Genomic DNA, 12,020 nt, shown 5'->3' with positions numbered 1-12,020 from the left:
TTCTCATCATATAATTCAATCTTACACGGAGAGGGAATAAATGGGAATCTTTATTGTGAAACGAGGGGACGTTCCGGCTGATAGATGCAGTACGGTTCCGCCTCCTTATAATCGCCAGTGACCGCATAGGCTCTAGCCCGCGAACCACCACATAGATACCGATACTCACAATACCCACACTTGCCATGATGAGTGTCGGGATCACGCAGCGCCTTGAACGTCGGATGGTGACGATAAATATCAGCGAGAGGTGTCGTTCGGACGTTTCCGCAGGTGATCGGTAAAAATCCGGACGGCTGGACATCCCCTGTATGTGAGATAAAGACGAATCCGTTGCCGTCATTCGTTCCGCGAGGTGCCTTCGCCAAATCGTCATGGGGATGTCCGATTGGAGGAAGCCCTGCTGTCCGGCGGCGCTGATTTTCTTGGCGGGCGACCCTCCGATAAAATTGGGCTTCCGTCGTCGAGATGATGAAGGGTGCCGTCTCTTGTAGGGAGAACGCCCATTTCAATACTTCCTCATGTCGCTCAGGTGTAATGGGTTGTAACAGGGATCCACGTCCAGTCGGCACGAGGAAAAAGAGCGTCCAGACGGATACGCCGAGGGATTCTACGAGTTTCGCCATTTCCGGTAATCGATTGACGTTGTATTCGGTCACCGTCGTATTGATTTGAAATGACATTCCCTCCTCTCGGAAATATGAGATTCCTCGAATGGTACGGTCGAAACTGCCACGTGTGCCGCGGAAATAGTCATGCGTCACGGCGTCCGGTCCGTCAATGGAGAAGGCCCAACGTGACAAACCAGCCGCTTTCGCTCGTTTCACGGCATCGTGAGTCACTCGAGGTGTGGCGGAAGGTGTCATCGAGACGCGCATCCCGAGGGAAGAGGCGTATGCGGTCAATTCAAATAAATCTTCACGCATGAGAGGATCACCGCCCGTAAAGACGAGAATCGGGTTATCCATCGCATGAATCTCGCGAATCAATGCCTTTCCCTCTTCCGTATCGAGCTCGTTTTCGTAACGGTGAAATTGTGCCTCTGCCCGGCAGTGGACGCAGGAGAGCGCACAGGCCCGTGTGACTTCCCAAATGACGATGAACGGATTTTCGTTATAGTCGATGTGTTTCATACCGTCACCGCCTGTCGAAGATGTAAGTGATCGACTGCCCGTTTGGCAGAATCGACGCAATCAGGTAATCCGACTCCATGAAGTATGGCACCACACGCCTCGACGCCGTCCCACTTCAGAAGTGCTTCTTCGAACGCGCAGACGTCCTGTTTATGACCGACTTCATATTGTGGCATCGTTTGAATGTGTCGTTCGACTTTCGTGAAGAGGGGAGTCCCGACTTTTTGAATGCGTCGAAGCTCGCTTAAAGCGAAGTTTGCGATTTGATCATCCTCTTCATGGAGCAGGGACGGGACATGTTCTGAACCGATATACATGCGGAGCAATGCTTTTCCTTTAGGAGCTAGGTGTGGCCATTTTTTATGCATCCAGCTACAAGCGGTCAAGGCGTTTCCTTCCGATTTGGCGATGACGTAGCCGGTTCCATCTAACGCATCCACATCTGACTCGTCGAAGGCGGCGAGTACGGTCATCGAAGAGGTACGTTTTAACGATGACAAGCGTTCGGCTTCTGGGAATCCGAGCAGAGGTCCGAGTGCTTGTGGGGAAGTCGCAAGAATGATGCCGTCAAACTGTTCGACCGTCCCATCGGCAAATGTGACTTCATGAGGTCGAACGGATTGAACAAGCGTCTTTAACATGAGTCGATCGATTGACGGACGGAGCGCCTCGACGAGTGCTCCGAGTCCTTGCTCAATCGACAGGAACTTACCAGTCTCGGACGGCTTTACACCAGCTTGGACGGGAGGAGTGAGTGCTTTCATTCCGAGAATCAGACTGCGAGTTTTTTGTTCAATCGTGATAAACTGAGGGAAAGTAGACTCGATGCTCATGTCTTCGAGTGTCCCGTTGTAAATCCCGGACAGAAGCGGTTCGATCATCGTATCGACGACTTCTGAGCCGAGTCTCGTCCGAAAGAAACGGTCGAGCGAGATATCCTCTCCTGCATACACGCGTGGAATCACGAGATCGAATCCGGCGCGAAGTTTTCCTCTCCAAGTAAAGAGATCCGTTTTGACCATCGGCCAAAACTTGGTCGGGATGCCCATGACCGATCCGGCCGGCATCTGTCTCAGTTGCTTCCGTACGTAAATGTAAGAAGTCCCGGTTCTGGAGCGGACGAGTTGATCTGCGAGACCGAGATCCGTAATAAGTGATGTCAAGGTCGGCTTCCGTGCCATATAACCGTCGGGTCCAGTCTCTAACGTAAACCTATCCCGATAAATGGTCTTGATTTTTCCACCGAGATGGTCCTGCGCCTCGATCAATGTGACATGAGCTCCGGCTTCTTTGGCATAATAGGCTGCGGCAAGTCCGGTGATGCCACCTCCGATAATCGCGATTCGATTCAATTGATTCACCCATTTCTCTGAAATTGTTGTCGTCTTAACGGTACCGGGAATGTTGACGGAGATATAGGATAAGTGTCACGGAGTTCTAGACAAATTTGTCACGAATTCGAAAGGGGACGATGGAATGGCTTCCTTCCTTATCGTTGCGACGCTTGTGGTGGTAGGCATAGCTGGGTTTATTCTGTCGATGAATCGACATGGAGAAAAGTTGGTTGGAGACGAGGAAAGTCCACCGATGATTTGGGCGGATGAAGACTGGTATAAAGATGATGGACCACCAGACGGGTAATATGATAAGATGACCCGGTTGAAATTTGATGGAACATGAGGTGATGGAATGAATGTACTCGAACAACAGTTGAATCACTTGGTTGATGAGTGTCGTCCGTACACGGCTCAAGGGAAAGTGGCGGATTATATCCCTGAACTCGCACATGTGAAAAACGATTTACTCGGGGTGGCAATTTGTTTGCCGGACGGTACGTATATTCATGCGGGGGATGTTCATCACAAGTTTACGATTCAGAGCGTATCGAAGGCGCTCACCCTTTGTTATGTACTGATGGAGTTCGGGGAGGACTATGTCTTTTCGAAAGTAGGGATGGAGCCGACGGGGGACGCATTCAACTCCATCGCCAAACTTGAGGAAACGGTCCCGTCAAAACCGCTCAATCCGATGATCAACGCCGGAGCGTTAGCGGTGACGAGTATGATTTTGGGGGAGACGGCAGAACTCAAAATCTATCAGTTCCGCCAGTTTTTAGCGACGTTATTAAATCGCTCGGTCGAGGAGGTCACGTACGACGAAAAAGTCGCCCGCTCTGAATACGAGACGACCGACTTGAACCGTGCCTTGCTCTATTTCATGCGTCACCATGGAATTGTGGAAGGTGACGTCGATGAGATCATTGATGTGTATACGAAACAGTGTGCCATCGAGATTGATTGTTTTGATTTGGCACGAATCGGGCGTGTCTTTGCAGGGAATGGAGAAGATCCGGATACGGGCGAAGAGTTGATTCCACGTCGGGTCGTCCGAATCGTCAAGGCCATCATGACGACGTGTGGCATGTATGATGCATCGGGTGAGTTCGCTGTCCGGGTCGGTCTTCCGGGAAAAAGTGGGGTATCGGGTGCCATCTTGGCGGTCGGGAACCACGAACTGGATTTGAATAACGTCGGGTTTGGCATATTTGGTCCGGCACTTGATTCAAAAGGAAACTCGATTGCCGGAATGAAGTTGTTGGAACTATTGATTGAGCGCTATACATCTCGCTAAATCGATAGGTGCTCCACGGATGCATCGAGTTCCTGCTGTAATGTTTCAATTTTTCGGTCGTATGCAGACTGTAGTTCAGCTGGAGGGATGAAGGCGCGCCAACGCTTTAACAGTTGGTCATGATCGTTCATCTCACCGAGTTCAGTTTGCATCTTTTTTAACGTGCGGACAGTGTCCATCGAAGCATCCGATTCATAGCTTAGCAAGTACTCATGTAAGTAACGTTCGCGTTTGACGGCTAAACGGACTTTATGGAGTGCTTCAAGCTGTTCTTTTCCATCGGATTGTTCGTGATAGACGCGTACACGTTGCTTGCGCTCGCTTTTCGCCTTTTCTAACATCGGAGAGGCGTTCGTTTTTTTGAACGCACGAAATAACGGTCCGCCGATGAAACGACGTACTTGTTGATCGAGCGACGGGGTCATTTTTTCACTGACGCGGGTCGAAAGGATCGTCCGTGCGATGGCACGTTCTGTCTCCATCGCTTCAAGAAACGCATGGTCGAGTTCGGATTTAGAATCAAACGTTTCGATGAGGACGTCGAGGTCGCGCACATGACCGAGTGCCTCCATCAATTGTTTGAGTTGTCGGAACGTCGCCGGCTTCGTTTCATATAGTTGCATAAACGTGATCAATTTCCGTAGATGAACGCGAGCGCGATGAATATCCTCGGAATTGTTGAAGGTGAGGGCTTCCGTCACATAGTGATTGAACGTGTTCCACGTTTCCAACAGTTCAAATTTAAGCTTTTCTGCATGCCGTTGATTCATGATTATAAGTTCCTTTCTGAAAAAGAGATGAGGGTTGTCCATGTACCAAACACATTCATTAAACGAAAAAATCAAACTGTTCTTCACGATTTTCTTTCCAATTTTAGTCACGCAAGTGTCTTTTTATTTGATTAGCTTTTTTGATACCGTCATGTCCGGACGGGCGGGTGCCGTCGATTTGGCAGGTGTCGGAGTCGGTTCAAGCTTGTGGATGCCGGTGTATACCGGACTGAGTGGAATCTTGCTGGCGGTGGCCCCGATCGTGTCGCAAGCGCTTGGTGCGCGAGACCGTCAACAGATTCAACGTACCTTGTTTCAAGGTATCTATTTAGCCATCATGCTGAGCGTAATCACGCTGACGTTGGGCTCACTCCTTGTGCCGATGGCGATCGAGAGCATGGGGCTCAGTGTAGAAGGGAAACGAATCGCGACGCAATACTTGCTTGCCCTTGGATTCGGCGTCTTGCCGATGTTCCTGTTCAATGTGCTACGCACGCTCATGGATTCCCTTGGCAAGACGAGAGTCTCGATGATCCTCATACTATTAGGGTTACCCATTAATGTCGGATTAAATTACATCTTCATCTTCGGAAAACTAGGTGTGCCGGCGTACGGAGGTGTTGGAGCGGGAATCGCCTCGAGCATCACTTACTGGCTACTCTTCTTCATGGCCTTCTTCTTCGTGAGAAACGGGAAGCCGTTCCGCGAATACAAGTTTTTACGGACGACCGAACGGATGGTCTGGCTCCGACAAAAAGAGTTGTTACAACTTGGGACCCCAATCGGGCTCGCCATTTTCGCCGAAGTCAGCATCTTTGCGGCGGTCACGGTATTGCTCAGTTCATATGGTGACCAAATCGTCGCGGCTCACCAAGCGGCGATTAACTTTGCCTCGTTCGTGTACATGTTGCCACTTTCGGCATCGAGCGCGTTGACGATTGTCGTGGGGTATGAGCTCGGCGCGAAACGACTGCAGGATGCCGTCCGCTATGCAAAAATCGGGCTCGCGCTCTGTCTCGGTGTCTCTATCTTTTCGGGTGCTTTTTTGTTTTGGCAAAACGAGCGGGTCGCGGCCATTTATACGAATGACCCGACGGTCGTGGACCTTGCAGCGCACTTTATGATTTTTGCTGTATTCTTCCAATTGTCAGATGCCGTCGCGGCACCGATCCAAGGGATATTACGTGGCTTTAAAGACGTCAACATCACGCTCGTCCTTTCACTCGTCGCTTATTGGGTCATCGGTTTACCTCTCGGGTATGTTTTGGCAGAGCACGCCGGGTTTGGACCAGACGGCTATTGGATTGGCTTGATTGCTGGACTTGCAGCCGGAGCGGTCTTGTTATTCCTCCGGTTAGTATGGATTGTCCGACGCTATGGCACGATTCAATCGACATAGAGAGGAGAAGATTGTTCGCAAATGTGAACAATCTTTTATTTATTTTAAATTGGTCTATACAACTATACTTTTATCCGATATGATAACATGGAGGAAAACAAAAAGGAGTGGTGAACCGATGGGGACATTGATCAATGCTCGTATCGTGTCAGCAGAACATACATGGGAACGTGGATATATCAGATGGAATGGTCAAACGATTGATGAAATCGGATCGATGGAACAGTTTGAACAACAGGATGAGCATGTGATTGATGTCGCTGGAGCACTCGTGACACCGGGTCTCATCGATGTGCATATCCACGGGGGATATGAAGTCGATACGATGGATGCGGATGAATCAAAACTTCGGCAGTTGAGTAACGACATGCTACAAGAAGGCGTCACTTCTTTTTTTGCGACGACCATCACGCAGTCAAAAGAAGCGATTGAGCATGCTTTGAAGGCGGTCCGAAACGTCATCGAAGCGCAGGATACGACACTCATCGGGATTCACTTGGAAGGTCCTTTCGTCAACGTGGAGATGGCTGGGGCACAGCCGGCGGAATATATTATCGACCCGGACGCCGAGCAGTTCCGAAAATGGCAAGAGCTCGCCGGCGGTCATATCCGCCTCGTTACGTATGCACCGGAACGGCCAGGTGCACGTGCATTTGAAGCGGTACTTCGCGAAACCGGTGCGATCGGTTCAGCGGGCCATACGAGCGCGACATTTGAAGAGAACAAGCAGGCGGGCGTCAAACACGGGACGCATCTTTATAACCAGATGCGTGGGTTACATCATCGAGAACCCGGAACGGTAGGCTATTGTCTCTTAGAGGGTGGAGTCATCGCGGAAATCATTCCGGATGGGATCCATAGTCGTCCGGAGATGGTCGACTTCGCGTTTCGCTTAAAAGGAGCAGATGAACTTGTCGTCATCACGGATGCGATGCGAGCAAAAGGACTTCCGGACGGACAATATGAGCTTGGCGGCCAACCGGTCATCGTAGCGGACGGGGCTGCACGACTTCAAGCCGGGAACCTTGCGGGCAGTGTGTTGACGATGGATGCTGCATTCCGAAACATTCAGGCATATACGGGATGTACGGTGGAAGAAGCGGTAAAAATGACCTCGACGAATGCGGCCAAAGAATTCGGGTTGACGACAAAAGGCGATATCAAATCGGGGTTTGATGCAGACCTTGTCGTTTGGGATGACACGACACATGTTCAGATGACTTTCGTCAAAGGTCGAATCGTATATGAACGGGAGGAACAAAGATGAATGTACTAGTCGCAAAGACGGCGAACGACGCGGAACGAATCGCCTATACGCTAATCAAAGAACGGATTTCAGGGAAACATGACTTTGTACTCGGTCTCGCAACCGGTAGCACACCGGTCGGGATGTATCAGATGTTTAAACAGGACGCGCTCGATTGTAGCCATGTGACGAGCGTCAATTTAGATGAATATATCGGATTATCGCCCGAACATCCTCAAAGTTACAACCGCTTTATGAAAGACCGTCTCTTCGATGAAGTGCCATTCAAACAGAGTCACTTGCCTCAAGGGGACGCACCGGATCCAAAAGCGGAAGCGGCTCGTTACGAAGACCTCGTTCGGAAGCTTGGTGTCGACTTACAACTTCTTGGTATCGGGGAAAATGGTCACATCGCATTTAATGAACCGGGCACGGCCCTCGATGCGAAGACGCACGTGACCGAACTCACCGAATCAACACGAGAGGCAAACCGTCGCTTTTTTGACCGATTGGAAGACGTCCCGACGCATGCGATCACGATGGGGCTCGATACGATCATGAACGCACGTGAGATTGTCCTTGTGGCGACAGGGGAGCGGAAAGCTGAAGCGGTACAGCACATGATTGAAAGCGTACCGACGGTCGACTGGCCGGCCACAATCCTACAGGCCCATCCAGGTGTGACGGTCGTGCTCGACGGGGCGGCTGCATCGCGCTGTGCGGAATCCTTACAAGCCCGTGGGCAAGAAGCGGCAACACGATTTTTCACCATTCGGGATTAACGAACCTGCGGAGTCATCTCCGCGGGTTTTTCTGTGTTCAACTGTGGGAAAATGTAAAGAAACGAATTTGTCATCAAAACGTTTTCGACAAATTTCCCGCTTTCCTCTATAATGAGTGAAGCTCATTATTTTGACTCGAAGGAGACCGATATGAATTCTAGAACACATGCTCGCAGACAGCGCACAGGCCCGTCTGCGTTTTATAAGATATTTAGTGCCCTCGTGCTGATTGCGATTATTGCTGGATCTAGCATTTACGGTACAGCGTTTTACAAAGCCCACAATATGTTGTCAGGCACCCAAGTCACATTAGAGGATGACCCGACGGTTGAGCCGACTCGTTATGATAAAGAAGATACGGAGACGTTCTTGGTTTTAGGAACAGACCTTTCGCCACAGAAGAAAGCGCGCGGTGAGTTCGGACGATCAGACGTCATGATTGTCGTCATTTTAAACAAGAAAGAAAAGCAGACGACGATGCTCAGTATCCCGCGTGATTCGTATGTCAACATCGACTACACGGGTTATAACATTCCTTATGGCAAGACGGGACTTGACCAAGATAAGATCACACACGCTTACTATTTCGGTTCGATGGATGAATCGAATCCGAACAACGGGATGCGGATGGCGACGAACACGATCGAAGATTTAGTCGGTGTTGAAATCGACCATGTCGTCTCGCTCAACTTCCAAGGGTTCGTTGATTTCATTGATGCGGTAGGTGGCGTTGAGATTGATGTTCCGTTCTCATCACAACAAAACAGTTACGATGCGTCACGTGAGACAGTTCAAATCGAACAAGGCCTTCAACGGCTTTCTGGTGAAGAGGCACTTGCCTACGTCCGAAATCGATACGATGACCCACGTGGAGACATCGGTCGTGGACAACGCCAGATGGAAGTCATTAATGCCGTGCTCGAACAATCACTCGGCACATCACTCCTAAACAATTACGATAAGGTCTTGAAAGCCGTCGGTGACAACATGCAGACGACACTTGGACCGAATGACTATATACGTTTAATTGAAGACGTTGGCGCGCTCCACAATACGGTGCAATACCAATTGACTGGAGAAGGTGCCCGGGCAGATGACGGACACTTCTATTACTTCTTGAACGAACCGCTTCTTGAAGAAGTGCGCTATCGTGTGCAACAAGCGGATGCGGGTAACCGTGTCGAGCCGATGTCCGATACAGAACTCGAATCGTATACGTTAGACCCGAGCGGGGTAACGTATGAAGCCCAATAAAAAAAGTTTGCCCTCGGGCAAACTTTTTTTATATGCGATCCATGGCGACAGTGAAAGAGTACGAGTCGCCACGGAAAAGGGAACGGCTGTATTCAAACATGCCGCCATCCTCGAGATATGTTCGCTGGTCAATCAGCAATACCGGTGCGTTCGGAGAAATGGTGAGGAGCTTGGCTTCTTCTGGACCGGCACTCCGGGCTTCGAGTGTTTGTGTTGCATTTTTCAGGCGTAAGCCATGCTGTTCGGCATAAGCATAAATCGATCCCGTCGCGTCATCTTGCGTCAGGTCAGGCAATAAATGAACGGGAATATAGGCGGTTTCGAGCGCAAGTGGGTGATCATCGGCGAGTCGGAGCCGTTTCATTTCATAAACCGGTGTTTGATTTGGGATGCTCAGTTGCTGCGCGATGCGATCCGTTGCCGGAATGACCTCGTATGACAAGAGACGGCTGAGCGGTCGCATGCCTCGATGTTTGATTTCCTCGGAAAAACTCGTCAGTCCCGATAACGTCATCGCAATCTTCTGACTCGCGACGAACGTGCCTCTTCCTTTTTGACGGCTCAAGTAACCGGCGTTGACGAGGTTCATGATGGCTTGACGAATCGTCATCCGACTGACGTGAAATTGCTCGGAAAATTCACGCTCTGAAGGCAAGGTGTCTCCTGGTTTTAACAATCCGTCATCAATTTGTTGCTTTAAGTACGCTTCAATTTGATAATAAATAGGTAACGGAGATTGTTTATCGATTTCTAACATATCATTTCGCTCCTGACTGAGAAGATGTATGTTTCATTATAGACGAAATTAAACTAGTTGTCTGAACAGATTATAGAGAGAAGGTGGAGGACAAGATGGAACCATATACAGCAAGTACAGTCGTGACCTCAATAAAGGAAGACGGCAACGGTCATTGGCACACACTCGAGAACAGCCCGTTTTATGCGGAAGGTGGGGGACAACCGGCTGACCGTGGATGGATTGGGACGCATCCTGTACTGGACGTACAAATCAAGGACGGGGAAGTATGGCATCTCTTGTCAGAATCATTACCAGCGGGCACGACGATAGAGGTTCGAATCGATGAGGACGTCAGACGGGATCATTCCATCCAGCATACTGCTCAACATGTGATAACGGCGATTTTGGAAGACCGCCATGGCATTCGGACGCTCAGCTTTGGAATCGGAGAGACCGATTCATCTATTGAGATTGAAACGGCAACGATGGACTGGGCGCACGTTGAGGCACTTGAACAAGAGATGCAACAAGTCATCTTTGAAAACCGTCCGATTCGTGTCTATGAAATCCAAAAAGAAGAAGTAGACCGGGCGCGCTTACGGAAAGAGACGGACCGAACGGGGATGATTCGCATCGTCGAAATCGAAGGTCTAGATTACAATGCATGTGGTGGCACTCATGTGGAGACAACGGGACAACTCGGTACCATCCATGTGACGGCGGTGAAGAAAGTGAGGGGGAATCTCCGCTTGACGTATGTGGCGGGAAGTCGAGCGATCAAGGCGACTCAACAAGCGCGAGCAGCGTTGCGGACGATTCACCATACATTCTCGACAACGAATGAATCCGTGGCAGCCCGTGTAATCGAAGAACATACGATTCGTTTGGAACGTGAAAAAGAAATCAAAACGCTCGAAGAACGGATTGCCAAAGCGAAAGTGGAGGCCGTGTTGAAAGAAGATAACTATGTGGCCTTACATGTCGGGAGAACAGAAGCGGAAACGTTGACGACCGCCATCATCGAACGAATCGCAGCAACAGGACGAATTGCCGTTGGCGCCAACTATGGAACGCAGAAATTGTTCGTTATGCATGACGGGACACAGGATATCGCCGTCGGCACATTCTTGAAAGCGGCGCTCCAAGAGATGCAGATCGGTCGTGGCGGTGGAAGCCATAAGCAGGCCCAAGCGCGTTTCACATCCGTAGCGGAACTAGAAAAGGGAATCGAAGAAATCGTGAAACGATTGCAGGAAGGAGTTTTACCATGTTGATCATTCAATCGGGAAACGAACCAGCGTTGATTGAACAGGCCAAACAAGTGCGGGAGATCGTATTCGTTCAGGAACAAGGAATTGATGCGAGTTTAGAATACGATGATTTAGACGATATGTGTACACATGTGGTCGGGCTCCTTGACTCCGAACCTGTGACGACAGCGCGTCTTCGTCCAGTCGACTCGACTGTCGGAAAAGTGGAGCGAGTGGCGACGATTCAATCGGCCCGGGGTCATGGATATGGGAAAGACATTATGATTGAAGTTGAACGTGTCGCGAAACGTCAAGGGTTGGTTGAACTACGATTGGGTGCACAACTGACGGCGCTTTCGTTTTATGAAAAGCTCGGGTACGAGGCGTTCGGAGATGAGTTTTTGGATGCCAATCTCCCACACCGCATGATGCGAAAAACATGGTAATCCTTTTTTGAAATATCCCATTTTTCTAAAAAAAGGTTGGCAAGAAGATTTCGTTTTGTTATAACTAATACTAACAACTGACAGATAGAGGTTGCGAATGACATGAGTAAGCTTGGTTGAAACGGACGCACTCCGGACCGAGCCGAAAGGGGAAATTCGCCGAAGTCGACGTTCACGTGCGTGTGAATGAAGGCTGGGGTAGTCGTGAACAACGCCTACACTGCCATGGTCAACTACCATGGAGCGCTATCTACGGAACGATTCTTTAATCGTTTTTCAACTGCGCGTATAAGCGGCAGACCGTAGGGAGAGTGCTTCCTACCGGTCTGCCGCTTTTTCTGTTGGTGGACATCTTGAAAGTGGGGAACTT

12 protein-coding genes and 1 riboswitch are annotated in these 12,020 nt (G+C 49.9%); of the genes, 8 read left to right on the top strand and 4 right to left on the bottom strand.

All coding sequences use genetic code 11. The features are described 5' to 3' along the window. Window positions 1-50 precede the first annotated feature (50 nt). Complete coding sequence (locus KNO61_RS15550; RefSeq protein ID WP_214758255.1) at window positions 51-1,133, bottom strand: TIGR04053 family radical SAM/SPASM domain-containing protein; 1,083 nt, start codon at window positions 1,131-1,133, stop codon at window positions 51-53. Continuing rightward, on the bottom strand, window positions 1,130-2,509 hold the full coding sequence (hemG, locus tag KNO61_RS15545) for a protoporphyrinogen oxidase (protein WP_214873836.1): 1,380 nt from the start codon (window positions 2,507-2,509) through the stop codon (window positions 1,130-1,132). Before hemG ends, KNO61_RS15550 begins: the two co-directional genes overlap by 4 nt. Before the next feature lie 100 nt (window positions 2,510-2,609). Here hemG and KNO61_RS15540 point away from each other — a divergent pair, with 100 nt between their 5' ends. Together KNO61_RS15540 and glsA are read left to right on the top strand one after the other, a co-directional pair. Next, window positions 2,610-2,774, top strand: coding sequence for a hypothetical protein (locus KNO61_RS15540; protein ID WP_015880731.1), 165 nt, complete (start codon window positions 2,610-2,612; stop codon window positions 2,772-2,774). A 48-nt stretch (window positions 2,775-2,822) separates the two neighbouring features. Continuing rightward, window positions 2,823-3,764 carry a glutaminase A gene (glsA, locus tag KNO61_RS15535; protein WP_015880732.1) on the top strand — a complete coding sequence of 314 codons (942 nt, stop codon included), beginning with the start codon at window positions 2,823-2,825 and terminating at the stop codon, window positions 3,762-3,764. On the opposite strand, the gene KNO61_RS15530 is transcribed toward glsA, so the two are convergent. Beyond that, window positions 3,761-4,534, bottom strand: a complete 774-nt coding sequence (locus KNO61_RS15530) for a CHAD domain-containing protein (protein ID WP_214873817.1) — start codon at window positions 4,532-4,534, stop codon at window positions 3,761-3,763. The genes glsA and KNO61_RS15530 overlap by 4 nt on opposite strands. A 40-nt stretch (window positions 4,535-4,574) precedes the next feature. Here KNO61_RS15530 and KNO61_RS15525 point away from each other — a divergent pair, with 40 nt between their 5' ends. The 4 genes from KNO61_RS15525 to KNO61_RS15510 all read left to right on the top strand — a co-directional run bounded on the left by KNO61_RS15525 (window position 4,575) and on the right by KNO61_RS15510 (window position 9,215). Beyond that, window positions 4,575-5,933, top strand: coding sequence for an MATE family efflux transporter (locus tag KNO61_RS15525; RefSeq protein WP_214689081.1), 1,359 nt, complete (start codon window positions 4,575-4,577; stop codon window positions 5,931-5,933). 118 nt (window positions 5,934-6,051) lie between these two features. Then, entirely contained in the window at window positions 6,052-7,200 is a 1,149-nt protein-coding gene (gene nagA, locus KNO61_RS15520) for an N-acetylglucosamine-6-phosphate deacetylase (RefSeq protein ID WP_214685478.1), read from the top strand. Next, window positions 7,197-7,961, top strand: a complete 765-nt coding sequence (gene nagB / locus KNO61_RS15515; protein WP_078146274.1) for a glucosamine-6-phosphate deaminase — start codon at window positions 7,197-7,199, stop codon at window positions 7,959-7,961. Before nagA ends, nagB begins: the two co-directional genes overlap by 4 nt. A gap of 150 nt (window positions 7,962-8,111) precedes the next feature. Then, window positions 8,112-9,215: an LCP family protein gene (locus KNO61_RS15510; RefSeq protein WP_214873815.1), complete on the top strand. Its 1,104-nt coding sequence runs from the start codon at window positions 8,112-8,114 to the stop codon at window positions 9,213-9,215. Window positions 9,216-9,243: 28 nt separating this feature from the next. Here KNO61_RS15510 and KNO61_RS15505 read toward each other — a convergent pair whose 3' ends face one another. Further along, the gene (locus KNO61_RS15505) at window positions 9,244-9,972 is read right to left on the bottom strand and encodes a GntR family transcriptional regulator (protein ID WP_015880738.1); all 729 of its coding nucleotides are present in this window, start codon (window positions 9,970-9,972) and stop codon (window positions 9,244-9,246) included. 95 nt (window positions 9,973-10,067) lie between these two features. Between KNO61_RS15505 and KNO61_RS15500 the strand changes: the two genes are divergently transcribed. Together KNO61_RS15500 and KNO61_RS15495 are read left to right on the top strand one after the other, a co-directional pair. After that, window positions 10,068-11,228, top strand: coding sequence for an alanyl-tRNA editing protein (locus tag KNO61_RS15500; protein ID WP_214873813.1), 1,161 nt, complete (start codon window positions 10,068-10,070; stop codon window positions 11,226-11,228). Further along, window positions 11,222-11,650, top strand: coding sequence for a GNAT family N-acetyltransferase (locus tag KNO61_RS15495; protein WP_214873811.1), 429 nt, complete (start codon window positions 11,222-11,224; stop codon window positions 11,648-11,650). The genes KNO61_RS15500 and KNO61_RS15495 overlap by 7 nt, the downstream gene beginning before the upstream one ends. A gap of 77 nt (window positions 11,651-11,727) precedes the next feature. Then, window positions 11,728-11,907: riboswitch (Lysine riboswitch) on the top strand. The last annotated feature ends 113 nt before the right edge of the window (window positions 11,908-12,020 follow it).

It is taken from the genome of Exiguobacterium sp. s140 (assembly GCF_018617035.1).
Taxonomy (GTDB): domain Bacteria; phylum Bacillota; class Bacilli; order Exiguobacteriales; family Exiguobacteriaceae; genus Exiguobacterium; species Exiguobacterium profundum.
Note: the sequence above shows the minus strand (reverse complement) of the source record. Positions and strands in the feature narration are given on the sequence as shown.

Coding starts and splice junctions, on each gene's coding strand:
- KNO61_RS15550 (WP_214758255.1), bottom strand. CDS start 1,133: ATGAAACACATCGACTATAACGAAAATCCGTTCATCGTCATTTGGGAA.
- KNO61_RS15540 (WP_015880731.1), top strand. CDS start 2,610: ATGGCTTCCTTCCTTATCGTTGCGACGCTTGTGGTGGTAGGCATAGCT.
- glsA (WP_015880732.1), top strand. CDS start 2,823: ATGAATGTACTCGAACAACAGTTGAATCACTTGGTTGATGAGTGTCGT.
- KNO61_RS15530 (WP_214873817.1), bottom strand. CDS start 4,534: ATGAATCAACGGCATGCAGAAAAGCTTAAATTTGAACTGTTGGAAACG.
- KNO61_RS15525 (WP_214689081.1), top strand. CDS start 4,575: ATGTACCAAACACATTCATTAAACGAAAAAATCAAACTGTTCTTCACG.
- nagA (WP_214685478.1), top strand. CDS start 6,052: ATGGGGACATTGATCAATGCTCGTATCGTGTCAGCAGAACATACATGG.
- nagB (WP_078146274.1), top strand. CDS start 7,197: ATGAATGTACTAGTCGCAAAGACGGCGAACGACGCGGAACGAATCGCC.
- KNO61_RS15510 (WP_214873815.1), top strand. CDS start 8,112: ATGAATTCTAGAACACATGCTCGCAGACAGCGCACAGGCCCGTCTGCG.
- KNO61_RS15505 (WP_015880738.1), bottom strand. CDS start 9,972: ATGTTAGAAATCGATAAACAATCTCCGTTACCTATTTATTATCAAATT.
- KNO61_RS15500 (WP_214873813.1), top strand. CDS start 10,068: ATGGAACCATATACAGCAAGTACAGTCGTGACCTCAATAAAGGAAGAC.
- KNO61_RS15495 (WP_214873811.1), top strand. CDS start 11,222: ATGTTGATCATTCAATCGGGAAACGAACCAGCGTTGATTGAACAGGCC.